The organism is Clostridium sp. BJN0013 (genome assembly GCF_040939125.1).
Lineage (GTDB): Bacteria > Bacillota > Clostridia > Clostridiales > Clostridiaceae > Clostridium_B.
This window is the reverse complement of sequence record NZ_CP162495.1, coordinates 2,520,662-2,544,300: the sequence shown is the minus strand read 5'-3', so window position 1 is coordinate 2,544,300 and position 23,639 is coordinate 2,520,662. Positions and strand designations below refer to the sequence as shown.

The 23,639-nt window shown below is 29.9% G+C and carries 28 protein-coding genes; all 28 read left to right on the top strand.

Annotated features, from left to right (window positions below):
• Nucleotides 1-120: 120 nt before the first annotated feature.
• The 28 genes from efp to AB3K27_RS12815 all read left to right on the top strand — a co-directional run bounded on the left by efp (nt 121) and on the right by AB3K27_RS12815 (nt 23,615).
• The gene (gene efp, locus AB3K27_RS12950; protein WP_012101597.1) at nt 121-678 is read left to right on the top strand and encodes an elongation factor P; all 558 of its coding nucleotides are present in this window, start codon (nt 121-123) and stop codon (nt 676-678) included.
• 39 nt (nt 679-717) lie between these two features.
• Complete coding sequence (locus tag AB3K27_RS12945) at nt 718-1,119, top strand: CD1247 N-terminal domain-containing protein (RefSeq protein WP_368487839.1); 402 nt, start codon at nt 718-720, stop codon at nt 1,117-1,119.
• A 121-nt stretch (nt 1,120-1,240) separates the two neighbouring features.
• Nucleotides 1,241-2,167 carry a stage III sporulation protein AA gene (spoIIIAA, locus tag AB3K27_RS12940; protein ID WP_368487838.1) on the top strand — a complete coding sequence of 309 codons (927 nt, stop codon included), beginning with the start codon at nt 1,241-1,243 and terminating at the stop codon, nt 2,165-2,167.
• 2 nt (nt 2,168-2,169) lie between these two features.
• Entirely contained in the window at nt 2,170-2,688 is a 519-nt protein-coding gene (gene spoIIIAB, locus AB3K27_RS12935) for a stage III sporulation protein SpoIIIAB (RefSeq protein WP_368487837.1), read from the top strand.
• A 53-nt stretch (nt 2,689-2,741) separates the two neighbouring features.
• A complete protein-coding gene (gene spoIIIAC, locus AB3K27_RS12930) occupies nt 2,742-2,939 on the top strand; it encodes a stage III sporulation protein AC (protein WP_368487836.1) in 198 nt (65 codons plus the stop codon).
• Nucleotides 2,940-2,948: 9 nt separating this feature from the next.
• Nucleotides 2,949-3,332 (top strand): stage III sporulation protein AD, encoded by a 384-nt coding sequence (spoIIIAD, locus tag AB3K27_RS12925; protein WP_368487835.1) that lies wholly within the window; start codon nt 2,949-2,951, stop codon nt 3,330-3,332.
• 9 nt (nt 3,333-3,341) lie between these two features.
• Nucleotides 3,342-4,550, top strand: a complete 1,209-nt coding sequence (spoIIIAE, locus tag AB3K27_RS12920) for a stage III sporulation protein AE (protein ID WP_368487834.1) — start codon at nt 3,342-3,344, stop codon at nt 4,548-4,550.
• 15 nt (nt 4,551-4,565) lie between these two features.
• Nucleotides 4,566-5,150 (top strand): stage III sporulation protein AF, encoded by a 585-nt coding sequence (gene spoIIIAF / locus AB3K27_RS12915; RefSeq protein ID WP_368487833.1) that lies wholly within the window; start codon nt 4,566-4,568, stop codon nt 5,148-5,150.
• A 15-nt stretch (nt 5,151-5,165) separates the two neighbouring features.
• Nucleotides 5,166-5,813: a stage III sporulation protein AG gene (gene spoIIIAG / locus AB3K27_RS12910; protein ID WP_368487832.1), complete on the top strand. Its 648-nt coding sequence runs from the start codon at nt 5,166-5,168 to the stop codon at nt 5,811-5,813.
• Nucleotides 5,814-5,908: 95 nt separating this feature from the next.
• On the top strand, nt 5,909-6,457 hold the full coding sequence (locus tag AB3K27_RS12905; protein ID WP_368487831.1) for a SpoIIIAH-like family protein: 549 nt from the start codon (nt 5,909-5,911) through the stop codon (nt 6,455-6,457).
• 153 nt (nt 6,458-6,610) lie between these two features.
• Nucleotides 6,611-7,003: an Asp23/Gls24 family envelope stress response protein gene (locus AB3K27_RS12900; RefSeq protein ID WP_368487830.1), complete on the top strand. Its 393-nt coding sequence runs from the start codon at nt 6,611-6,613 to the stop codon at nt 7,001-7,003.
• A gap of 173 nt (nt 7,004-7,176) precedes the next feature.
• On the top strand, nt 7,177-7,647 hold the full coding sequence (nusB, locus tag AB3K27_RS12895) for a transcription antitermination factor NusB (protein WP_368487829.1): 471 nt from the start codon (nt 7,177-7,179) through the stop codon (nt 7,645-7,647).
• A gap of 250 nt (nt 7,648-7,897) precedes the next feature.
• Nucleotides 7,898-9,100 carry an exodeoxyribonuclease VII large subunit gene (xseA, locus tag AB3K27_RS12890; protein WP_368487828.1) on the top strand — a complete coding sequence of 401 codons (1,203 nt, stop codon included), beginning with the start codon at nt 7,898-7,900 and terminating at the stop codon, nt 9,098-9,100.
• 15 nt (nt 9,101-9,115) lie between these two features.
• Entirely contained in the window at nt 9,116-9,334 is a 219-nt protein-coding gene (locus tag AB3K27_RS12885; RefSeq protein WP_368487827.1) for an exodeoxyribonuclease VII small subunit, read from the top strand.
• Nucleotides 9,335-9,357: 23 nt separating this feature from the next.
• On the top strand, nt 9,358-10,239 hold the full coding sequence (locus tag AB3K27_RS12880; RefSeq protein WP_368487826.1) for a polyprenyl synthetase family protein: 882 nt from the start codon (nt 9,358-9,360) through the stop codon (nt 10,237-10,239).
• A 62-nt stretch (nt 10,240-10,301) separates the two neighbouring features.
• Nucleotides 10,302-12,176, top strand: a complete 1,875-nt coding sequence (gene dxs / locus AB3K27_RS12875; protein ID WP_368487825.1) for a 1-deoxy-D-xylulose-5-phosphate synthase — start codon at nt 10,302-10,304, stop codon at nt 12,174-12,176.
• A 20-nt stretch (nt 12,177-12,196) separates the two neighbouring features.
• Nucleotides 12,197-13,021 carry a TlyA family RNA methyltransferase gene (locus AB3K27_RS12870; protein WP_368487824.1) on the top strand — a complete coding sequence of 275 codons (825 nt, stop codon included), beginning with the start codon at nt 12,197-12,199 and terminating at the stop codon, nt 13,019-13,021.
• Nucleotides 13,018-13,869: an NAD(+)/NADH kinase gene (locus AB3K27_RS12865; RefSeq protein ID WP_368487823.1), complete on the top strand. Its 852-nt coding sequence runs from the start codon at nt 13,018-13,020 to the stop codon at nt 13,867-13,869. The genes AB3K27_RS12870 and AB3K27_RS12865 overlap by 4 nt, the downstream gene beginning before the upstream one ends.
• Nucleotides 13,866-14,318 carry an arginine repressor gene (locus AB3K27_RS12860; RefSeq protein ID WP_368487822.1) on the top strand — a complete coding sequence of 151 codons (453 nt, stop codon included), beginning with the start codon at nt 13,866-13,868 and terminating at the stop codon, nt 14,316-14,318. The genes AB3K27_RS12865 and AB3K27_RS12860 overlap by 4 nt, the downstream gene beginning before the upstream one ends.
• An 11-nt stretch (nt 14,319-14,329) precedes the next feature.
• Nucleotides 14,330-16,027, top strand: coding sequence for a DNA repair protein RecN (recN, locus tag AB3K27_RS12855; RefSeq protein WP_368487821.1), 1,698 nt, complete (start codon nt 14,330-14,332; stop codon nt 16,025-16,027).
• 205 nt (nt 16,028-16,232) lie between these two features.
• The gene (gene spoIVB / locus AB3K27_RS12850; protein ID WP_368487820.1) at nt 16,233-17,333 is read left to right on the top strand and encodes a SpoIVB peptidase; all 1,101 of its coding nucleotides are present in this window, start codon (nt 16,233-16,235) and stop codon (nt 17,331-17,333) included.
• Nucleotides 17,334-17,557: 224 nt separating this feature from the next.
• Complete coding sequence (gene spo0A, locus AB3K27_RS12845; protein ID WP_368487819.1) at nt 17,558-18,373, top strand: sporulation transcription factor Spo0A; 816 nt, start codon at nt 17,558-17,560, stop codon at nt 18,371-18,373.
• Between the two features lie 212 nt (nt 18,374-18,585).
• Entirely contained in the window at nt 18,586-19,107 is a 522-nt protein-coding gene (locus AB3K27_RS12840) for an NUDIX hydrolase (protein ID WP_368487818.1), read from the top strand.
• A 121-nt stretch (nt 19,108-19,228) separates the two neighbouring features.
• Nucleotides 19,229-19,879 carry a stage II sporulation protein M gene (spoIIM, locus tag AB3K27_RS12835; protein ID WP_368487817.1) on the top strand — a complete coding sequence of 217 codons (651 nt, stop codon included), beginning with the start codon at nt 19,229-19,231 and terminating at the stop codon, nt 19,877-19,879.
• A complete protein-coding gene (locus tag AB3K27_RS12830) occupies nt 19,876-20,106 on the top strand; it encodes an endonuclease III (RefSeq protein WP_368487816.1) in 231 nt (76 codons plus the stop codon). Before spoIIM ends, AB3K27_RS12830 begins: the two co-directional genes overlap by 4 nt.
• 23 nt (nt 20,107-20,129) lie before the next feature.
• Entirely contained in the window at nt 20,130-21,008 is an 879-nt protein-coding gene (gene xerD / locus AB3K27_RS12825; RefSeq protein ID WP_368487815.1) for a site-specific tyrosine recombinase XerD, read from the top strand.
• A gap of 49 nt (nt 21,009-21,057) precedes the next feature.
• A complete protein-coding gene (locus tag AB3K27_RS12820) occupies nt 21,058-22,230 on the top strand; it encodes a phosphopentomutase (protein WP_368487814.1) in 1,173 nt (390 codons plus the stop codon).
• Between the two features lie 83 nt (nt 22,231-22,313).
• Complete coding sequence (locus AB3K27_RS12815) at nt 22,314-23,615, top strand: pyrimidine-nucleoside phosphorylase (RefSeq protein WP_368487813.1); 1,302 nt, start codon at nt 22,314-22,316, stop codon at nt 23,613-23,615.
• Nucleotides 23,616-23,639 lie beyond the last annotated feature (24 nt).

Here is a 23,639-nt window from a genome sequence, read left to right as displayed (position 1 = left end):
TTTATGTCCTTGGAGTGTAAGACCAGACCGAAATTAGCTAATTGCGAAATCGATGCATTATGAAGGGGAAAGTAAACTTAAAATTCATATAATCTAAGTTTACATAACGGCATGGATATAATGATATCAGCAGGAGATTTAAGAAAAGGAACTACTTTTGAACAAGATGGACAAGTGTATACAGTAGTAGACTTTCTTCATGTAAAACCAGGTAAAGGAGCAGCATTTGTAAGAACAAAACTTAGGAATGTTATAACGGGATCAGTTACTGATACTACTTTTAATCCCAGTGCTAAGTTACAAGAAGCAGTTATAGAAAGAAAGGAAATGCAATATTTGTATTCAGATGGTGAGTTGTATTATTTTATGGATCAAGAAACTTTTGAGCAAATTCCATTAGAATATGCAAAAGTGCAGGAGGCAATAAAATTTTTAAAAGAGAACATGTTTGCTATAATAAAATTTTATAAGGGAGAGGCATTTTCTGTGGAAGCTCCAAATTTTGTTGAACTTCAGGTAACCCATACGGAACCAGGAGTTAAGGGAAATACTGCTACCAATGTGTTAAAGCCAGCTACCCTTGAAACAGGAGCAGTTGTATCAGTACCTATATTTGTAAATCAAGGAGAAACTATAAGAGTTGATACAAGAAGTGGAGAATATATGGAAAGAGTTTAGGAAATACTAATGGCAAAATAAATTTAAGGGTGTGGTATCGTGCATTCTATTATATCTAAAGTATCTTATCTTAAGGGTTTAGTAGATGGGTTAAAAATTGATAAAAATACTAATGATGGAAAAGTTATTATAGAAATTGTAGATGTTCTTGAAAATATGGCAGAGGAAATAGAAAACATATCTGAAGACCACAAGAATATGAGGACTTATATAGATTGTATGAATAAGGATCTGGCAGATTTACAAGATAATTTATATGATGATGATTACGAAGCTTATAAAGATGAAGGAGAAAATTTTACAGGAATTCAATGTCCAAATTGTAATGACATGGTGTATGTAGATAAGGATATATTAGAAAGAAGAAAAGAGTTAACATGTCCAAATTGCCATAACAATATATACGTTAAAGATGATAGCGCAAAAGATGAAGGAGAATAGAGTATATTTTAGTATAAAAATCCTGTTAAGGTTTATAGACCTTAACAGGATTTTTTATTTTTTTATTTATGTGGAATAATTCGTGCGAAGTAAAAATAAAAATTAATATAAAAGAAAGGAGATGAAAAATATAGATACTAAAGAAATTTTAAATATTATACCAGAAAGTTTGAAGAGGGCCATAGGGGATTTAATAAAATCTCCTCATTTGCAGGAAATAAGGATAAGGGCAAATAAACCTTTAATAATACAACTGGGTAAAAAAGAAATTGTAGTTCAATATATACCTAAATTGGAAGATTTAAGGGTAATAGTTCAAAGAATGAGTAATTATTCCATTTATGCTTTTGAAGAAGAAATTAAACAGGGATATATAACTATTAGAGGCGGGCATAGAGTTGGCATATGTGGAAGGTGTATTATCGAAAAGAATGAGGTAAAAACTATAAAAGATATTGCATCAATAAATATAAGGATATGTAGAGAGATTATAGGATGTTCTGATTCTATTATGAAGTTCATTTTAAAAAAAGATGAGGTAATAAATACTATAATAATTTCTCCACCTAAATGTGGAAAAACTACCCTTATAAGAGATATTACAAGAAATATTTCTCAAGGAATAAAAAATATGGGACTTACAGGAAAAAAAGTTTGTGTAATAGATGAAAGAAGTGAAATAGGGGCTTGTTTTAATGGAATACCTCAATTAAATGTAGGTATGAGAACGGATATATTAGATGGATGTCCTAAAAGTCAGGGTATAATTATGGTCATTAGAAGCATGTCTCCAGAGGTTATAGTTTGTGATGAAATTGGAACTTATAAGGATATGGATAGCATTTTAACTGCTTTGAACTCAGGGGTAAGTTTAATTACTTCTATTCATGGTTATGGAACAGAAGATTTGTACAGTAGGCCTGTTTTTAAGGAAATAGTTGAGAATAAGGTATTTAAAAGGGCAATAGTATTAAGTAATAGAGAGGGTTCTGGTACAGTAGAATATATATATAATTTTTTAGATGATTCAATAATATGGAGGCCATAGAAATGGTGAAATTTTTAGGATGTATTATGATACTGGTTGCGTCTACAGGAATAGGCATTATATATGGAGAAAGTTTTAAAAAGAGAGTGAAACAGCTAAAAGAAATACAAAGATGTATATATCAGCTTCAAAATGAAATTATATACACTCATACACCTCTGCCAGAAGCTATTTTCAATACTGCCTGTAAAAGTGTAAATCCTATTATGGATATTTTTAGAGATATTTCTCATATGCTAGAAAAAAATTGTGTTGATAGTGTGTATGAAGCTTTTAACCATACCTTAAAGGCTAGGGAGGATACTTTGAATTTAAAAAAAGAAGATATAGCTGCCTTGTTAGATCTATCTAGAACTCTTGGGGAATCAGATATAGAGGGACAGAAAAAAATGTTTTCACTAACACTAGAAAATATAAAAAATCAAATAGAAACTTCTCAAATTTTAATGAATAAAAATTTAAAAATGTGCAGAAGTTTAGGTTTTTCATTAGGAGCTGTAATAGTGATAATTTTAATTTAGATAATTTAATAGTTCTTGGATTGTTAATGGGAAGGAAAAGGGGAGATAATCAAATGATGGACATAAGTTTAATTTTTAAGATAGCGGGGGTAGGCATAATTGTTGTCCTTATAGATAAAGTTTTAGAAGCCAGTGGTAAAGGAGATTATGCAGTGCTAACCAATTTAGCAGGAATTTTAATTGTACTTATGATGGTAATAAACTTGATAAATAAATTATTCAATACAGTTAGAACTATGTTCCAACTTTAGGAGAAAATTATGGAGATAATTAAAATAGTAGCATTTGCATTTGTTGCATTATTTATGGTATTGCTGTTTAAAAATGAAAGAGATGATATAGCAGTTTATATAAGCATAGTTTCTGGAGTTATGATATTTTTGTTTATGGTAACAAAGATAACGGCCATACTGCAATTTATACAGCAATTAGCAGCTAAGGCAAATATAAATTTTATTTATTTAACCACTGTATTTAAAATACTTGCTATTGCATATTTGGCTTCTTTTTGCAATGAAATATGTAGAGATGCGGGACAGGGTAATTTAGGAGCAAAAGTTGAATTTGCAGGTAAAATTTTAATTTTGGTACTTGCAATTCCTATACTTATGGCTGTATTGCAGTCAATTTTAAAGATTATGTAGGTGTTAATTATGAAAAATAGTGTATTGGTATTAGCTATAGTTTTATTGATATGTTTTAATGTACAAGCTTTTGATACAAACACTGCAGAAACAAGTACGCAAAGTAAAATTAATGTGGAAAATACGCAAGGAGATACTACAAAGAACAAGGAAAATGAAAGTGATCAGGAGCAGATAAATCAATTTTATGAATATATGACAAATATGAAGACGGAGAATGAGATATTAAATGATATAGATGTAAAAACCTATATAAAAAATTTTTTGAAAAGTGGAGAAGGGGGTATATCATTTAAAAAAATTTTAAGTGCGGTAATGTCTTATGGAATAAAAGAAGTGAAAGCATCTTTAAAATTATTAATGCTTTTAGTAATCATATCAATTATATGTACTCTTCTTACTAATTTACAAAGAGCTTTTAGCAGTGAACAATTATCTAATATAGCATATTTCGCCTGTTATTCACTTATTATTATAATAATGGCGAAAAGTTTTTATATAGGTGTGGATATAGCTAAATCTGCTATAAACCAAATGACAAGTTTTATGGTAGCTTTGATACCCGTACTTGTAACTTTAGTAGCTTCTGTAGGAGGTTTTGTGGAGGCCACAGTTATGGATCCCATTATAATAGGGGCTATAACTATAAGTGCAAATTTATTTATGTATATTATAATTCCTGTAATATCCATGTCCTTTGTATTGCAGTTTGTAAATAATTTATCTTCCGAATATAAAATAGACAAACTAACCAAGCTTTTAAATCAAGGGGCATTATGGACCCAAGGGATTATAATGACTATATTTATAGGGATAATAACTATAAGGGGAATTACTTCAAAGACCATTGATCAAGTTACAGCGAAAACAGCTAAATTTGCAGTAGACAATTTTGTACCTATAGTAGGCAAGAGTCTGTCAGATGCTATATCTACCGTAGCTGGATATTCCATATTATTAAAAAATGCATTGAGTAGTTTAGGGCTTATAGTAATTATAGCAATGCTTTTATTTCCTATAATCAAATTAATAATTATGATAGTTTTGTATAAATTGACAGCAGCCCTTATAGAACCTATAAGTGATGGAAGATTGGTGAATTGTATAAATTCTGCTGGAGATTCTCTTATACTTATAATGTCTTGTTTAATATGTGTGTCTATAATGTTCTTTATAATGGTATCAATTGTAGCTTCAGCTGGAAAAGTTATGATATGAAAGGGGTGAAATATTATGATTGAATCCCTGAGACAGTGGCTAATAGGCATATGTACAGCTGTATTTTTCATTACTGCCATAGAGATGCTTTTACCCGATAATAGTATGAAAAAATATTGTAAATTTGTATTGGGGCTTATATTGATTACAGTGTTTATCAATCCATTGATAAAGATATTTAATAAAGATTTTGATATGAATAGCTATACTGCAAAAGCTATAGAGAGTTTCGAAAGGGATATTAACAGTGAAAAATCTGTAAAAGATTTTAATGAATATAAGGAAAAAAGTGAAGCGGACACCATAGAAGCCTTTGAAAATAATCTTCAGTTAAGCTGTGAAAAAATTTTAAAGGAAAAATATCCAGATGGAAATTATGGGGTAACGGTAGAGGCTGCCTATGATGAGGAAAACAATACCGTATATATAAAAAATGTGAATGTAGAAACTCAAAAAGGTAGTGTTGGAAAGGTGAAAAAAGTAGATGTGAGTGGTAAAACTGCTTCTGTAAGTAATTTTAATGAGAAATGTGATGAGATAAAGAGCTACTTAAGCAAGGAATTAAATGTATCGGAAGATGTGATACATGTAAATTCTTGATGAGGAGGGGTAATTTTGAATTTTAAAAAATGGCTTAGAGAACTTCTTAAAAAAGGTAATAAAAAAAATTCTAATGATAAAAAAAATATTATGAATTTGGCCATAGTATTTTTAATAGGATTGCTCATAATTATAACTATAAATTTTTTTAGTGGTTACAGTGAAAATACATATAGTAATTTAAATAGTAATAAAAGTAATAGCACAGATGAGACTAAAGAGGATACCACTGAAGAATCCACCTCCACAGATGAAAATAGCTCCCGCGATTATGAAGAATCAATACAAAAAAATTTAAAGAATACTTTAGAACAAATAGAAGGGGTAGGTAGAGTAGAGGTTATGATTAGTTTCGAAAGCGGAGAGGAACATGTGCCAGCAGTAAATGTAAATGATACAACTAATACCACAGAAGAGAAGGATAATGAAGGAGGAACAAGAAATACTACTGAAAAAAATAATGGAAGTACGGTAGTCATTACAAATGATGGCAGTAAATCAGAACCACTTATAGTAAAAACGTATAATCCAAAAGTCTTAGGGGTGTGTGTTGTAGCTGAAGGAGCTGAGAATAAAATAACTGAACTTAGAATATCAAAGGCTATAATTAATTTATTTGGGTTATCTGAAGATAAAGTAAATGTATATCCTATGAAAAAGTAGTATATAAGTCTACCTTTAAGCATATAATTTTTTAGAGTTAGGTATCTGATGATAAATAACAAATTAAATATGCCTTATATAGAGGGGGAATTAAAATGAATAAAAAGCAGGCAGTTATAATTGTAACTCTTTTAGCGTTAATAGTTTGTGTGGGAGTAGTTGCTACAAAACTCAATAGCCCTATAAATTATGTAAATGGTCTGGATAATAATGGAACTAGCAACAGTACGGTATCATCCAACAGCACTAAAAGTAAGAGTACGGATTCCAATACCACACAATCTAAAGATAGTGAGTCTCAATTTTTCGAGGAAACAAGACTTACAAGAGATCAAAAAAATGCAGAGACTCTTCAGACTTTGAAAAATTTTATAGATGACCAAAATGTATCCCAAGATAATCGTGCAGATGCTGAAAAAAAATATACTGCTTTGGCTATGAATGCAAATTATGAAATGAAGATAGAAAGTACTTTAAAAAGCAAAGGGTATGAGGATGCTATATGTTCTATAGAAAATGATAAGGTTAGAATAATAGTTAAGAATAAAGAAAAATTAACAGATAAAAATACACGGGAAATAAAAGATGTAGTTATGAGTATTTCTAAATTACAGGATGTAGAGATTGAAGTTAAAGAAAATTAAAGTTTTAAGATTAAATGCAGTAAAGATAATTACATAATAGATATAACATATGTAAAAATAATAATAAGTAAATTAATTGTAAAAGAAAAACTCATTTGATATAATATATCTAATGTTAATCTTTCCATGATGTGAAATCTAGGAGGTGCAGTTATGGAAGAAAATATGAATAATGAAGTTAACATGGGTATTGTAAAAATATCTGATGAAGTTGTAGGTGTAATTGCAGGGCTTGCCACTACAGAGATAGATGGAATAGTTGGAATGAGTGCCAGTCTTGTAGGAGGAATTACACAAATACTTACGGGTAAAAAGAATTTATCCAAGGGTGTCAAAGTAAGTGTGGGGGAAAATAATGCAGCTATAGATTTATATGTGGTAGTAGAATATGGAGTGAGAATTCCTGATGTAGCTTTAAAGGTTCAACGAAATGTAAAAAGAGCAGTAGAATCTATAACGGGATTGGAAGTTTCAGCTATAAATATACATGTTCAAGATGTTATGATTTCTAAGGTAGAAGAAAATGATGATATTGTGGAAGAGTAAAATACTAACACCCTCTATATTAAGAGGGTGTTTATGTTTAATATATGTATTAAATATGCTGAAGTTATGTATAAATATATAACACTTGAACTAGTATATTAGTTTAAGTATAATTATATCTGAAATGACAATAATTATTTTTAAAAGAGTGTATATCCAGGCGGGAGGAAAAGATGAATAGAAAAAAGACTAGAGAATTGACCATGAAATTATTATTTCAAATGGCTATAAATAAAGAAAAAGCTGATGTTATTATATCAAATTTAAAAGAAAATATTGAAATGGAACAAATGAGTCATACAAATAGTACATCACAGATTTATGGAGAAAATGTTGGAGATTTAAAAAGCATAGATATAGATTATGTAATAAGAGTGTTAAAGGGAATAGAGAAAAATGAAGATGTGATAAATATGGAGATTGAAAAGTATTTGAGAAATTGGAAATTAAATAGATTATCTAAAGTAGACTCTGCAATTTTAAAAATTTGTACATATGAATTTTTATACGAAGATGGCATACCTGAAAAAGTGTCTATAAATGAAGCTATAGAATTAGCTAAAAAATATTCATCTGAAAGATCTGCTCCATTTATAAATGGAGTACTTGGAAATATGATAAAAGATGAAAAAATAAAAAAATAGTAATGTATAATAAGACATTTTCAAAGGAATAACTAGTCAGTATATTTACTATGTGCTTACTCGTTATTTGTTCCAAGGCTATCAGTGTTAGAATCCTCAGTTTTCTCAAAAGGGGGGATAAGCACTGCTATACCCCTGGATAAATTCTTCTAAGATTCAGGGGGAGAAAAGCATTCCTTATAGCAAACTCCATCTGAATCTAAGAAGAATTTGATTTTTAGATATTTAATTTAAAATAAAGAGGTAAAGTATGTATATTAAAACATTAACGGTATCTGATATTAACCGTTACATAAAGAAAACATTGGATAATGATTTTATACTTGGTAATTGTTCTGTTAAAGGAGAAGTGTCTAATTTTAAACTTCACAGTAGTGGACATATGTATTTTTCTTTAAAAGATAAGTATAGTAAAATAAACTGCATTATGTTTAAAAGTTCGGTAGAAAATTTAAATTTTATGCCAGAAGATGGTATGAAAGTTATAGTTAAAGGCAGAATATCCCTATATGAAAAAGAAGGGGTATATCAACTTTATTGCAGCAAAATGAAGCCGGATGGAATGGGAGAATTATATCTGGCTTTTGAAAAATTAAAGATAGAGTTAGAGAAAAAAGGATTATTTGATATTTCACATAAGAAAAAGATACCTGTATACGCTAAAAAAATAGGAGTAATTACATCACTTACAGGAGCAGCAGTTAAAGATATAATAAATGTGACCAGGAGAAGAAATAGAAAAGTAGAGCTTTTAATTTATCCTTCACTGGTACAGGGAACAAGTGCTAGTGATGATATTATAAAGGGTATTGAAACTTTCAATTCTATGGAAGATGTGGAACTTATAATTATAGCAAGAGGAGGAGGCTCTATAGAGGAGCTTTGGTGTTTTAATGAGGAAAAATTAGCAAAAGCTATATATAGTTCCGAAAAGCCTATAATAACAGGAGTTGGGCATGAAATTGACTATACCATAGTGGATTTTGTATCTGATATGAGGGCACCTACCCCTTCTGCTGCTGCAGAAATTGGAGTCTTTAGTTTGCAAGAATATCTACAAAAAATACTAAATTATAAAAATACGATTTATAATAATGTTAAGAATACAATAGATGGTAACAAAAGTAAATTGGATTTTATGCAAAAAACCCTAGAAATGAATAATCCTTTAACTTATATAGCAAATGAGTATGAAAATATAGACAAAATCAAAGAGTTTCTAGATTTTAAAATAAAAATAACTATTAATGAAAAAAAAGAAAAACTTGGGAAAACAAATGCACTTCTTTCTGCCCATAATCCATTAAATATTTTGAATAGGGGATATTGTATAATAGAAGATGAGCAGAAAAATCTTATATCTTCCATAGAGGAACTAAATAAAAAATATAAAATTAAGATTATAATGAAAGACGGAACTTCCCAAGTTAGGCTTATTCATTACAAAAAGTGAGGTGATTGCAAGCTCATGCCTAGGAAAGCGGAAACCTATGAAAGTATAATGTTGAAATTGGAAAATATAGTAGCATCTATGGATAGTAGTGAGTTATCTTTGGAAAGTAGCATAAAAAGTTATGAAGAAGGAGTAAAACTCTGCAATAAATTATATAAAATTTTAAATGACGCTGAAGAAAAAATAAAAGTTCTTACTGAAGAGGGAGAAAAAGATTTTAATATTGAATGTTAAAATTATAGAATGGAGAATATATTATGGAAATTAGAGGGGTATTTAAAGTCCTAAGAGAAGAACTAGATATATATTTAAGAGAATATATGCAAGGTAAAGGAAGTTATAATAGAAGAGTATATGATTCCATGGAGTATAGTTTAAATGCAGGCGGTAAGAGAATAAGACCTATGTTGTTTCTCCTAACTTATAAAATGTATAATAAAAATTATATTGAAGTTATGGATATTGCAGCAGCTATAGAAATGATACATACTTATTCCTTAATTCATGATGACCTGCCTGCCATGGATAATGATGATTTAAGAAGAGGAAAACCTACAAATCATAAAGTATTTGGAGAAGCTATTGCAATACTTGGGGGAGATGGCCTTTTAAATGAAGCTATGAATATTATGTTTAGGCATTGCATAGGAAGAGGGGAAAATGCCATAAAAGCCTGTAGTATTATTTCTGAAAGTGCAGGAGTGGAAGGAATGATAGGGGGGCAAACAGTAGATATTTTAAGTGAAAATATTAAAATACCTATAGATAAGCTTTATTATATGCATAGTAGGAAAACAGGCGCCATAATAAAAGCTTCAATAGTTTCTGCAGCAATATATTCATACTGCAGTGAGGAAGAAATAAACAAATTAAAATGTTATGGTGAAAAGTTAGGATTGGCATTTCAAATAAAGGATGATATATTGGATGTATTAGGTGATGCTGCTGTTTTGGGAAAGAGAACAAAAAGCGATTTGAATAATAATAAAACTACCTTTGTAACTGTTTATGGATTGGATAAATGTGACCAAATGTGCAATACAATTACTGAGGAATGTATGGAAATTTTAAATGAAATAGAGGGCGATACCTCTTATTTAAAAGAGTTAACCCTGCTTTTATTAAATAGAAAAAAATAAAGTATTATGAAACAGTAATGTATTTAAGTTCTATTATTATTGTGTAAAAGAGGATAGATAAAATGTTTAATTTATTAGATAATTATAAAGATGTAAATGACATAAAAAAAATGTCTCTGGATGAGAAAAAACAGCTGGCTCTAGAAATTAGAGAATTTTTAATTGAAAACGTATCTAAAACGGGAGGACATCTGGCTTCCAATTTGGGAGTTGTAGAACTTACCTTAAGTTTATTTAGTATTTTTGACTTAAATCATGATAAACTTATATGGGATGTAGGCCATCAAGCTTATGTGCATAAACTCCTTACAGGTAGAAAAGATAAATTTCATACTTTAAGACAATTTGGAGGAATAAGCGGTTTTCCTAAAAGATGTGAAAGTATATATGATTTTTTTGAAACTGGACATAGCAGTACTTCCATATCTGCAGCACTAGGTATGGCTAGGGCAAGAGATTTAAAAGGAGAAAAGCATAATGTGGTGGCAGTTATAGGAGATGGAGCATTAACGGGAGGAATGGCACTGGAGGCATTAAATGATGTGGGTTACAGAAAAACAAAACTTATAATAATATTAAATGATAATCAGATGTCTATAGGAAAAAATGTAGGTGGAGTATCTAGATATTTAAACAAATTGAGAGTAGATCCCAAGTATAATAAATTTAAAGAAGAAGTGGAAAGTACATTAAAAAAAATACCTAATATAGGGAAAGGTATGGCTAAATATCTTGAAAGATTGAAAAATGGAATAAAGAAAATGGTAGTATCAGGGATGTTTTTTGAAGATATAGGAATAAAATATTTAGGCCCTATAGATGGACATAATATAAGGGATCTTACAGAAGTTATGACTGCTGCAAAAAAAGTAAATAATCCAGTTATTATTCATGTAATAACTAAAAAAGGGAAAGGTTATGAATTTGCAGAGAAAAATCCAGGTAAGTTTCATGGAATAGGGCCTTTCAATTGTAATAATGGAGAAATAGCAGCTACTTCTACCAATACATACTCCAAAGCCTTTGGAGATGAAATGGTAAATCTGGCCAGAAAAGATAAAAAAATAGTAGTTATAACTGCGGCAATGAGAGATGGTACCGGACTTCAAAATTTTGCAAAAGAGTTTCCAGAAAGATTTTTTGATGTAGGAATTGCAGAACAGCATGCTGTGACTCTGGCGGGAGGAATGGCAGTGGAGGGATTAAAGCCTGTATTTGCAGTTTATTCTACTTTCCTTCAGAGAGGTTATGATCAGCTGCTTCATGATATATGTATTCAAAAACTGCCAGTAGTTTTTGCTGTGGATAGGGCAGGAATTGTAGGAGATGACGGAGAAACTCATCAAGGTATATTTGATTTATCCTATTTAACTGAAATGCCCAATATGACTATTATGTCACCTAAATGTATACATGAACTTATGTATATGCTTAAGTGGTCATTAAATCAAAATTGTCCTATAGCTATAAGGTATCCACGGGGAGGAGATAATATATATCTTACACCCTTAGAAGATTTTCAATTTGGAAAATGGGAATGTATTTTGAAGGAAGGGAAAATAGCGCTGGTGGCCCAGGGAAGAATGGTGGAACATGCGGTTCTGGCAGCGGAAAAACTTAAGCAAATGGGAATTTCAGTAAGAGTTATAAGTGCCTGTTTCATTAAACCTTTAGATAAAGCAATGCTAGAGCAGCTGGTGGAAGAGAATGTAACTATTATAACTATTGAAGACAATATAATAAGAGGTGGATTGGGCTCTTATATATTAGAATATGTGAATACATTGCATAAAAAAGTAGAGATAATAAACCTAGGATTTAAAGATGAATTTGTGAGGCATGGTAAGCCAAGTATTTTATATAAATTATATGGACTTGACGTAAAAAGTATTGTAGGTGAAGTTCTTAAAGTAGTGAAGTTAAGTGGTATATTTTAAAAGTGACAAAGGAGTTTGTTATGTCAGAACCAAAGGAAAGAATAGATTTACTTTTAGTAGATAAAGGTATTTTTTCTTCAAGAGAGAGGGCAAGGGCCAGTATTATGGCAGGAGAAATATTCGTAGATGGACGGAGAGTAGATAAGTGTGGACAAAATATAAAAAGGAGTTCTAATATAGAATTTAGAGGAGAAAAGCTTCCTTTTGTAAGCCGTGGAGGTTTAAAATTAGAAAAAGCCTTAAAAAAATTTAATATAAATCTAAAAAATAAAGTGTGTCTGGATATAGGAGCATCTACAGGAGGATTTACTGATTGCATGCTTCAAAGGGGAGCTAAAAAGGTATTTTCCATAGATGTAGGCTATGGTCAGTTTGCCTGGAAGCTTAGAACAGACAAAAGAGTAGTATGTATGGAAAGAACCAATATAAGGTATGTAACTTTTAAAGATATAGGAGAATATTCTGATTTTGCCAGTATAGATGTTTCCTTTATATCACTTAAAAAAGTTTTACCTGCAGTTATGAACTTGTTAAAGGAAAGTGGTAGTATAGTAGCTCTTATAAAACCCCAGTTTGAAGCAGGAAGGGAAAAAGTTGGGAAGAAAGGAGTAGTTAGAGAACAATCTACCCACATAGAAGTTATTAAAGGAATTGTAACTTTTTTAAAAGAAAATAATTTTAAAATAATTTCTCTTGATTATTCGCCTATAAAGGGACCCGAAGGAAATATAGAATATTTAATATATTTTACCAAGGAAAAAGAAGCTCGTGAATTGTTTAAAGAAGAAGATATAAATACTATAGTAAGATCATCACATGGGGAACTGAATGGAGAGGAACTATGAAGAATATAGGAATTAATGTTAATACAATAAAAGATCCAAATAAAAGAATGTTGAATTTCATAATAGAAAATATAAAAAATATAGATAGAAATGTAACTATAAAAACATATGAGAATTGTACGGGGCTTGATGAAAATGAAAGCAACAGTCTGGATGTGATTATAGTGCTTGGGGGAGATGGGACTATATTAAACACCTCTAGAAATGTGCTTAGATCAAAGACACCTATACTTGGAATTAATATAGGGCATTTAGGTTTTTTGGCACAAGTAGAAATAAACAGTGTAGAGGCTGCATTAAAAAAACTTTTTAAAGGGGAGTATACAATTGAAAAAAGAGATATGATCCAGTGCAGTTATAATGAAGGTAATAAAATAAAGAGTTATGACGGATTAAATGATGTGGTATTATATAGGGGGATTAAGTCAAGAATACAAAGATATGATGTGTATATAAATGATGCTTTTTATAATAGCTTTAGTGGAGATGGTATTATCATATGCACTTCTACAGGGTCTACAGCATATAATTTATCTGCAGGAGGTCCTATAATACACCCATTTTTAGATGTATTGTGTTTAACACCTATGTATTCCCAATTTTTTGCATCTAGAAGTATCGTATTGGATAGCAGATCTCGTATAAGTATATCAATAGAAAAAAATTATGAAGATTCATTTTTATCTATAGATGGTCAAAAATGGGTAGCAGTGAATGGCTCTCAAACCATAAAAATAAATAAATCTAAAAATAAAAGAAGACTTATTAAATTTGATGATGCTTATTTTAATACACTTAGAGAGAAAATTATTTTTAATGCAAAAGGATGTGAAGGTGGAATATTATGAAGGTAACTAGACACGCTAAAATACTGGAAATTATTAATTCGAATAATATTGAAACTCAGGAGGAACTAGCAGAAAAACTTAAAAGTAGTGGTATGAATGTAACTCAGGCCACTGTTTCTAGAGATATAAAAGAATTAAAGCTTATAAAAGTATTGTCGGATAATGGGAAATATAAGTATGCAACCATATCTCATACGGAAAGTTTTTTATCCAATAAACTTGTAAATATATTTTCCCAAACTGTAATAAGTGTTGAAAATATAGATAATTTTGTAGTTATAAAGACTATTTCAGGTTCTGCTTCTGCAGCAGCAGAAGCTATAGATTCACTAGGGTTCATTGGCATAGCAGGAACTATAGCTGGAGATAATACTATATTTGTGATGGCTAGGGACAAAGAAAAGGCCCATAGTATAACTCAAAAGATGAAAAAAATGATTTCACAGTAGGAGGCTGTAATATGCTGCTTCAATTAAATATAAAAAATTTTGCCCTTATAGAAAAATTAATTATATCTTTTGAATCAGGTTTTAATATACTTTCAGGGGAAACAGGTGCAGGTAAATCCATACTTATTGATGCTATAAATTATGTGATGGGGAGTAAATTTAATAAGGATTTAATAAGGACAGGTAAAAATAAAACCTTTGTGGAAGCTGTTTTTACTATAGAAAATCCTAAAACTTTGGAAATATTAAATGAAGAAGGTATTTCAGGAGAAGAAGGCATGGTTATAATCAGCAGGGAATCCTTTCAATCTGGAAGAACTATTGCAAAGGTAAATGGAAAGTCAATTTTAGTATCTAATTTAAGGAAAATAAGCAGTACATTATTGGATATACATGGACAGCATGATAGCCAGAATTTACTGGCAGAAGAAAATCACATAAGCTATTTAGATTATTATGGAGAAAGTGCTCTTCATATCCCATTAAAAGATTATAGGGAAAAGTATGAAAGTTTAAACAATATTAAAAGAAAAATATGTGAAGTATCACAAAAAGGTGAAAATAAGGAAAAAATCACAGATTTTTTAAAATATCAGATAGATGAAATAGATTCTGCAAATTTAATTGAAGGGGAAGAGGAAAAATTAAATGAAAAATTCAAAATCTTCTCAAATCAGGAAAAAATAAATACTGTTATTAATGATTGTTACATAAAATTATATAGTGGAGAAGAAGGAAAAATTTCCATATATGATAGTTTAGGAATAATTATAAAACAATTAAATTCCATAAAAAATATTATGCCTGAAATTGACAATATCTATAATTCCTTTGAAAATATATATTATAATATAGAGGGAAATATAGAGGATTTAAGAGGTATTAAAGATAATTTTTACTATGATGCAAATGAACTGGAGTACATAAATAATAGAATACACCAGATAAATAATTTTAAAAATAAGTATGGAAGTAATGTAAAGGATATATTAAATTATAGAGATAAAATAAAATCTAAATATGAAGAAATGAAAAATATGTCTCAGGTTATAGAAAAATTAAATTTGGAAAAAATAAAATTAGAAGATACACTTAAATTAAAAGGTAAGGAAATTCATGAAATAAGAAGTAAATTAGCAAAGGATTTAGAGAAAAACATTAAAAATGAATTGGATTTTGTAGGGCTTGAAAAAAGTAAATTTAAAATACAAGTTAAAATGGAAGATAAATTTACTTCAAAAGGTATGGACGATGTAAAATTTTATATAGCTACTAATCCTGGAGAACCATTGAAACCTCTGGAAAAAATTGTATCAGGAGGAGAGCTTTCCAGAATAATGCTGGCACTAAAGACAGTATTTATAGATAAGGATTTTATTCCCTCTGTTATATTTGATGAAATAGATACAGGTATAAGTGGAAGAATAGCACAGTGTGTAGCAGAAAAAATGTATGTAATATCTAAAAAGCATCAGGTGTTTTGTGTTACCCATCTTCCTCAAATTGCATGTATGTCAGATATTCACTATTGGGTTTCAAAACAGGTAATTGATAATATGACCTATACTAAAGTAAAAAAAATGAATAAAAAGGAAAAGGAATATGAAATAGCAAGAATGATAGGTGGCAGTGAAGTTACAAAAATTACTTTAGAACATGCCAGAGAACTTATTAATATGGCGGATTTAAAAAAGGACAAAATTAAATAGTATCGATTTTATAAGTTATCTCTAAAGTGTATAAAATGATAAATTATTTTTATGAGTACTTCAAGAGGTGACTTTTAACTTTTTGTATAAAATTTATATTTTAAAACAATACATTAACTTTAAATGAAACTATATGATAGCATAATAACATATTTAAAAGGGCAACTTAAAGCTAAAGAAGCAGTGTAAGACAGGAGGCAAAACCATGGCAAAAAAAATTAGAAATACTCTATATTGGATGTTAATTCCTATCCTGTTTATAATATCAGTTGCCTATTATAAAGAAAGTATTTGCAAAAATATTCATTGGTTTCAAAATAATAAAATAGAATCTACATTTAATACAGTGGCAGCTAGTGATGTTACTGTATATTTGGGTGGTCAACCTATAGGAGTAAAATTAAATACTAAAGGAGTTTTGGTGGTAGCCTTTTGTGATATAGAGACTCCAAAAGGTAAGGTTGCCAGTCCAGCTGCAACAGCTGGAATACAAATAGGAGACAATATAATTAAAATAAATGATGCTCTTGTAAAAAATTCTGAACAGACTCAAGCTGAAATAAATAAAACGAATGGTAAAGATGTTAAAGTATTAATAGAAAGAAATGGCAATAGGATAGAAAAGGTAGTGAGAGCTGTTAGTGGTATAGATGATAATAACTATAAAATAGGGCTATGGATAAGAGATTCTACTGCAGGAATAGGAACTTTAACCTTTTATGATGAAAAAAGTGGTATGTTTGCTGCATTGGGTCATCCTATAATAGATATAGATACAGGTACAAAATTAAATATAAACTCAGGAGAAATAGTAGAATCCTCTATTGTATCAGTTAAAAAGGGTGCCAAGGGAAATCCAGGAGAGTTAAAAGGTATATTTGTTAATGAGGAAGTTAAACTGGGCAATATAGAAAAAAATACAGAATGTGGGGTATTTGGAAAAGGAGATAATAAACTTAAAAAAGGAGCTAGTTGTATCAAAATTGGACTTAGAAATGAGATTAAAGAAGGTCCTGCCAAAATTTTAACTACTGTCAATGGAGATAATCCTGAATTTTATGATATACAGATAGAAAAATTGTTATCGCAGGACTTACCAGGACCTAAAAGTATGATTATAAAAGTTACAGATAATAGATTATTAAACAAGACAGGTGGAATAGTTCAAGGTATGAGTGGAAGTCCCATAATTCAAAATGATAAATTAGTGGGAGCAGTAACCCATGTGCTCATAAATAAACCCGATGTAGGTTATGGAATTTATATAGATTGGATGTTAAAAGATACAAATATATTGTCAAAATAAAAAATGTAAATAAAAATTATAAAGGATTTGAGTAAATATAGAAAATATGGTAAAATAATATTGTAAAAGATAGCATTTAAAATGTTATCTTTTACATTTATATCATATAAATAAATATATAAAAAATTTTTTTTATATAAAAAAGAAGGAAATAAAATTCCTGTGTCGAATTTATTATTTTGTTAACATATGGGAATTAGTTAAAAAAAGGGGGAGTGGTAAGTATGGAAGAATCAAAAATAAACGTAATTATTGCAGATGATAATAAAGAATTTTGTAATATTCTAAATGATTATCTTTTAAATCAAAGAGACATAATAGTTACAGGTATTGCAAAAGATGGGGTAGAAGCGCTTAAATTAATTGAAGAAAAAAAACCGGATTTAGTAGTATTGGATATAATAATGCCTCATCTTGACGGACTCGGAGTATTGGAGAAATTAAATAGTATGAATATGGAGCCAATGCCCCGAGTGATAGTTCTATCTGCAGTGGGACAGGATAAAATAACCCAAAGAGCTATAACACTTGGTGCAGATTACTATGTAGTAAAACCTTTTGATATGGATATATTTACTCAAAGAATTAGACAGATGTTTAATAATGTCATAAGTAGCGGAGATGAGGTAAAGAAAACTATATCTCTTATAGAGGCAGGGGAAATAAAATTTTCAAGAGATAATCCTACTGATTTAGAACAGGAAATAACAAATATAATACATGAAATAGGTGTACCTGCACATATAAAAGGATATATGTATTTAAGAGAGGCAATAACCATGGTAGTAAATAATATGGAATTATTATCTGCAGTTACCAAAGAACTGTATCCATCCATAGCTAAAAAATATAACACTACTGCCAGCAGAGTTGAGAGAGCAATAAGACATGCAATTGAGGTAGCTTGGTCAAGAGGACAGTTAGAAACTATAAATAAAATATTTGGATATACCATACATAATGATAAAGGTAAGCCAACCAATAGTGAGTTTATAGCTATGGTCGCTGATAAACTAAGATTAAAAAATAGAGTTAGTTAAATTTATTTAGGATCTTCCGTTTATTTCCTGGACATGAATGGAAGATTTTTTAAGATATAAAATGAAATAAGAATAATAATAAGCATTTAATTGACAAGAATAATGTTGAAGTATAAAATTGATTACAATGAATAAGGTCTAAGTAGATGATTTAAGATGTAAGCTTAAAAGTGGTTAATTTAATAATCCAATAGAAGTAGAGGTGTTTAACTATGAGTTTTTTTGAGAAGACCATAAGCAAAGAAACAATATTTAGTGGAAAAATCATTGATTTAAATGTTCATACAGTTGAATTACCAAATGGGAAAACAAGTAAAAGAGAGATAATAAATCATGCAGGTGGAGTAGCAATACTTGCTTACAAAGATAGTGAAACTTTATTTATGGTAGAACAATTTAGAAAACCCATAGAAGGGGTTTTACTCGAAGTACCAGCAGGTAAAATTGAAAAAAATGAAGACATTCTTGAATGTGCCAAAAGAGAATTGGAAGAGGAGATAGGTTATAGGGCCAAAGAACTTAAATATTTAGGTAGAATAGTTACAAGCCCTGGATTTTGTGATGAATATATATTTATTTATAAAGCAGAAGATCTATATAAAGGAAGAGATGATTTAGGAGATGAAGATGAGTTCATAAATGTCAAAGAAATTAAAATAGATAGAATTAAAGAAATGATAAAAGAAGGGAAAATAATAGACGCAAAAACTATTTGTGCCCTTATGATGATATAATATATTTTTAATAGGTAGTGAGCTAGTATTTATTTTTATATAACTAATATAAAGTCATATAACTCTTTTGTAAGTCATAAATTAATTAAAAGAAGATGATCAACAAAAGGGGGATGAGATTATGTTAGAAAATAGGACATTAAATTTAATAAATAGACATATAAAAAATAATTTTTGGCTGTATATTATAAGTTTATTATGCTTTTTTACTGGAATAGTTATTGGAATATATAGTGTTAGATATATGGGTGGATTTGAAAAAAGTGACCTTTTAAGTTATCTTAAGAATTTTACATCAACAGTCAATTCAGGAAATGTAAATTATAAATCTATATTTTTAGAGACTTTAAAAAATAATATTCCCATAATTTTAGTGGTATGGTTTTTGGGCCTTACAATGATAGGAATACCTGTAATACTTATAATAGATATAATTAAAGGATTTACAATAGGCTTTACTATGAGTTTTGTAATAAGCAGCATGGGGATTAAAGGAATGTGGTTTTCAATTTTGGGAGTATTACCTCAAAATATAATATACATACCATGTATAATATTTTCTTCTGTGCTTGCTATGGAATTTTCACTTATGCTTTTTAAGGATAGGGCAAGAGTTTTATTAAAATCTCATATTTTAGTCAGATTTACATCTTATTCCATGTCTTTTTTGCTAGTATGTATTATAATGTTTATAGGTTTTTTTATGGAATCCTATTTAACTCCTAATATGATTAAGCTTATTGTAGTAAATTTTATGAGGATATTAATATGATTTTAGATGAACAAAAATCAAGTTTTATTATAGAAGTATTGAAGTGTTTCCTCATATTGGTATTTTTTGGAATGTTTTTACCTAAATTTATAGACTTAATAATATATAACCTTGTGGTCAAGTCTCATTCCTATGATAACAGTATATTTGTGTACAGTATATTTAGTAAAAATATAGATATAATATACAATTATATTACTGTTTTTAATGAATTTATAAAATTCTAACTCCCGAAGAGTAGGTGATAATTTTGGAAAGCTTTTTACTGGGTTATGCAGAGCAACTGGAAAAAAAGCACATGAGCAAAAATACATTAGATGCATACATAAGGGATATAAGTAGATTCTATAATTTTATAAAAAAAAGAAAGGGAAACTTAGAAGAAGTGGAAGTAGTGTCTATAATGGCATATGTACAGTATCTTCAAAAAGAAGGAAAGGCAATTTCATCCATAGTTAGAAATATAGTTTCTCTTAGAAATTTTTATAAATATTTAATGGTTAAAGGAGTAATAAATGAAAACCCCCTTTTGTATTATGAAATCCCTAAAGTAAAACATAATATCCCTAAAGTTTTAACTGTAGATGAGGTAGACAAGCTTCTTAATTCTCCAGATTCTACTACTTATAAAGGAATAAGGGATAAAGCTATGCTTGAAATAATGTATGCTGCAGGAATGAAGGTGATGGAACTTTTGACTTTAACTATATATGATATAGATCTAAAGTTCTCATATATAAGATGTAAGAGTTTAAAGAACAAGGAAAGATTGGTGCCTATAGGATCTGTAGCAGTAAAATATTTAAAAAATTATTTGGATATAAGACCTAAATTAAATATATACAATTTAGATACCTTGTTTTTGAACTTAAGAGGTGCAGCTATGAGTAGACAGGGATTTTGGAAAATTGTAAAATACTATGCAAAAAAATCTAAGATAGACAAAGATATAAATGCCTTTACTTTAAGACATTCTTTTGCAGTACATTTGCTGCAAAACGGTGCAGACATTAAATCTGTACAGGAACTTTTGGGACATAAAGATTTATCTGCTACCCAGATATATTCTTCAGTACTAAAGAAGAATAAAATTGCAGAAGTATATAAAAAATCTCATCCACGGGCATAATTAACATATATTTTAAATAGTTTTTATATAGTGAGAGGGTGAGTTTTATTTGGAGAGAATAATTTTAATAGTATTTGACAGTATGGGTATAGGAGAATTACCAGATGCAGAAGAATATGGAGATGCAGGAAGTAATACTTTGGGAAATATATCAAAAGCCATAGGCGGATTAGAAATTCCTAATTTATATAAATTGGGAATTGGAAATATACAGGGAGTTGAAAATTTAAGTAGATGTGAAGAACCTATGGGGAATTTTGGGAAATGTACTGAATTATCTAAAGGAAAAGATACTGTAACAGGACACTGGGAAATGGCGGGGATTGTGATTAAAACACCTTTAAATACTTATTCACAGGGATTTCCCAAGGATATAATAGAGGAATTTCAATATAAAATTGGCAGAAAAGTACTTGGAAATAAAGTGGCATCAGGTACAGAAATAATAAACGAATTAGGAAAAGAACATGTAGATACGGGGTATCCTATAGTTTATACTTCAGCAGATAGTGTTTTCCAGATAGCTGCCCATGAAAAGGTCATTCCCTTGGAGGAGCTATATAAAATGTGCAAGATAGCAAGAAAAATGCTCTCGGGAGATAGAACTGTAGGAAGGGTAATTGCAAGGCCTTTTATTTATGACAAAGGGAAATATATAAGAACTTCAAATAGAAGAGATTTTGCACTAGATCCTCCGGGAAAAACCATGCTGGACTATATAAAAGAAGCGGGATTAGATGTAATGGCAGTGGGTAAAATAGAGGATATATACAATAAAAGAGGAATAACAGAGGCCGTTCACATAAAAGATAATATGGATGGCATAGACAAAACTTTAAATTATATGAAAAAAAATAAATCAGGAATTATATTTACAAATTTAGTTGACTTTGATATGTTATATGGACATAGAAATGATATAGAGGGATATGCCAAAGCTATTGTAGAGGCGGATAAAAGGATTCCTGAAATAATTTCTTATATGAATAGGGAAGATGTACTTATGATAACTGCAGATCATGGCTGTGATCCAACCACCGAAAGCACAGATCACTCCAGAGAGTATATACCTGTTTTAGTATATGGAAAAAATTTAAGAGCTGGTGTAGATGTAGGCATAAGGGGTAGTTATTCGGATATAGGCAAAACTATATTAGATTTCTTAGATATAAAAAATGATTTGTATGGAATTAGTTTTAAAGAGCTAATAAAAAATAACTGAGAAACACAAAAATCTTTCAAACACTTATTTAGAATTTTTCAATAATCATAGATAAGGTATATATTTTGAGGGAGAAATTTAGCATGGATATGAAATATATAATTCAGAAGAAAAAAATTGGTGAAAGTTTAACATCAGAAGAAATAGATGAAATGGTACAGGGTTATGTGAGGGAACAAATACCTGATTATCAGATGGCAGCTTTTCTCATGGCGGTTTGCTTTAAAGGTATGACTGAAGAGGAGACTGCAAATTTAACCCTGTCTTTTGTTAATTCTGGAGATAAAATGGATTTATCAGATATTAAAGGAATAAAAGTAGATAAACATTCATCTGGAGGTGTAGGAGATAAAATTAGTTTGATTGTTGTACCTTTAGTGGCCGCACTAGGTATACCTGTGGCTAAAATGAGCGGCAGAGGATTGGGTCATACTGGCGGTACCATAGATAAATTGGAGGCCATAGAGGATTTTAACACACAATTAAGCAAAAATGACTTTATAAGTAACGTGAATAGATGTAAAATGGCTATTGTAGGTCAGTCTGCAAACTTAACTCCTGCAGATAAGAAGATCTATGCATTGAGAGATGTTACTTCCACAGTAGATAGTATTCCTCTAATAGCAAGTTCAATTATGAGTAAGAAAATAGCTTCCGGGGCAGATGCAATAGTTTTAGATGTAAAAGTAGGTTCCGGTGCATTTATGAAATCTTTAGATGAAGCTAGGAATCTGGCAAGAACCATGGTTTCAATAGGCAAATCCCTTAATAAAAAAACTATAGCATTGGTTACGGATATGAATCAGCCTTTAGGATATGAAGTAGGAAATGCTAACGAGGTCAAAGAAGCAATAGAAGTATTAAATGGTAAGGGTGCAGAGGACGAAACTTTAGTGGCACTTACGATAGCTTCTTATATGTCAGTATTAGGTGGAGCATTTCAAGATGTGAATACAGCATATAAGACTTTAGAGGAACTGATCAAATCAGGCAGGGCAATAGAAAAATTCAAGGAATTAGTAAAGATACAAGGAGGAAATCCCCACGTAATTGATAATCCACAGCTGCTTCCTCAGGCACAAAACCATATAGATGTGAAGGCTCATAAAAGCGGCTATGTATACAAAATTCATGCTGAATCCATAGGAAGGTCTGCAATGTTACTTGGTGCTGGTAGGAAGACAAAAGAGGATATAATTGACTTATCTGCTGGAATTACGATGATTAAAAAAGTGGGAGATAAGGTTTTGGAAGGTGATACTCTCTGTATTTTACATAGTAATAAGGATAATTGTATGGAAGCAGAAAAAATAGCTCTAAATGCTTTTTCTATAGGTGATACGCAGCCTCCGAAAACTCAGTATGTTTACGACATTATAGAATAAAAACCCAATTGTTATGTAAGCACT

Coding starts and splice junctions, on each gene's coding strand:
- efp (WP_012101597.1), top strand. CDS start 121: ATGATATCAGCAGGAGATTTAAGAAAAGGAACTACTTTTGAACAAGAT.
- spoIIIAA (WP_368487838.1), top strand. CDS start 1,241: ATGAAAAATATAGATACTAAAGAAATTTTAAATATTATACCAGAAAGT.
- spoIIIAB (WP_368487837.1), top strand. CDS start 2,170: ATGGTGAAATTTTTAGGATGTATTATGATACTGGTTGCGTCTACAGGA.
- spoIIIAC (WP_368487836.1), top strand. CDS start 2,742: ATGATGGACATAAGTTTAATTTTTAAGATAGCGGGGGTAGGCATAATT.
- spoIIIAD (WP_368487835.1), top strand. CDS start 2,949: ATGGAGATAATTAAAATAGTAGCATTTGCATTTGTTGCATTATTTATG.
- spoIIIAE (WP_368487834.1), top strand. CDS start 3,342: ATGAAAAATAGTGTATTGGTATTAGCTATAGTTTTATTGATATGTTTT.
- spoIIIAF (WP_368487833.1), top strand. CDS start 4,566: ATGATTGAATCCCTGAGACAGTGGCTAATAGGCATATGTACAGCTGTA.
- AB3K27_RS12905 (WP_368487831.1), top strand. CDS start 5,909: ATGAATAAAAAGCAGGCAGTTATAATTGTAACTCTTTTAGCGTTAATA.
- AB3K27_RS12900 (WP_368487830.1), top strand. CDS start 6,611: ATGGAAGAAAATATGAATAATGAAGTTAACATGGGTATTGTAAAAATA.
- nusB (WP_368487829.1), top strand. CDS start 7,177: ATGAATAGAAAAAAGACTAGAGAATTGACCATGAAATTATTATTTCAA.
- xseA (WP_368487828.1), top strand. CDS start 7,898: ATGTATATTAAAACATTAACGGTATCTGATATTAACCGTTACATAAAG.
- AB3K27_RS12885 (WP_368487827.1), top strand. CDS start 9,116: ATGCCTAGGAAAGCGGAAACCTATGAAAGTATAATGTTGAAATTGGAA.
- AB3K27_RS12880 (WP_368487826.1), top strand. CDS start 9,358: ATGGAAATTAGAGGGGTATTTAAAGTCCTAAGAGAAGAACTAGATATA.
- dxs (WP_368487825.1), top strand. CDS start 10,302: ATGTTTAATTTATTAGATAATTATAAAGATGTAAATGACATAAAAAAA.
- AB3K27_RS12870 (WP_368487824.1), top strand. CDS start 12,197: ATGTCAGAACCAAAGGAAAGAATAGATTTACTTTTAGTAGATAAAGGT.
- AB3K27_RS12865 (WP_368487823.1), top strand. CDS start 13,018: ATGAAGAATATAGGAATTAATGTTAATACAATAAAAGATCCAAATAAA.
- AB3K27_RS12860 (WP_368487822.1), top strand. CDS start 13,866: ATGAAGGTAACTAGACACGCTAAAATACTGGAAATTATTAATTCGAAT.
- recN (WP_368487821.1), top strand. CDS start 14,330: ATGCTGCTTCAATTAAATATAAAAAATTTTGCCCTTATAGAAAAATTA.
- spoIVB (WP_368487820.1), top strand. CDS start 16,233: ATGGCAAAAAAAATTAGAAATACTCTATATTGGATGTTAATTCCTATC.
- spo0A (WP_368487819.1), top strand. CDS start 17,558: ATGGAAGAATCAAAAATAAACGTAATTATTGCAGATGATAATAAAGAA.
- AB3K27_RS12840 (WP_368487818.1), top strand. CDS start 18,586: ATGAGTTTTTTTGAGAAGACCATAAGCAAAGAAACAATATTTAGTGGA.
- spoIIM (WP_368487817.1), top strand. CDS start 19,229: ATGTTAGAAAATAGGACATTAAATTTAATAAATAGACATATAAAAAAT.
- AB3K27_RS12830 (WP_368487816.1), top strand. CDS start 19,876: ATGATTTTAGATGAACAAAAATCAAGTTTTATTATAGAAGTATTGAAG.
- AB3K27_RS12815 (WP_368487813.1), top strand. CDS start 22,314: ATGGATATGAAATATATAATTCAGAAGAAAAAAATTGGTGAAAGTTTA.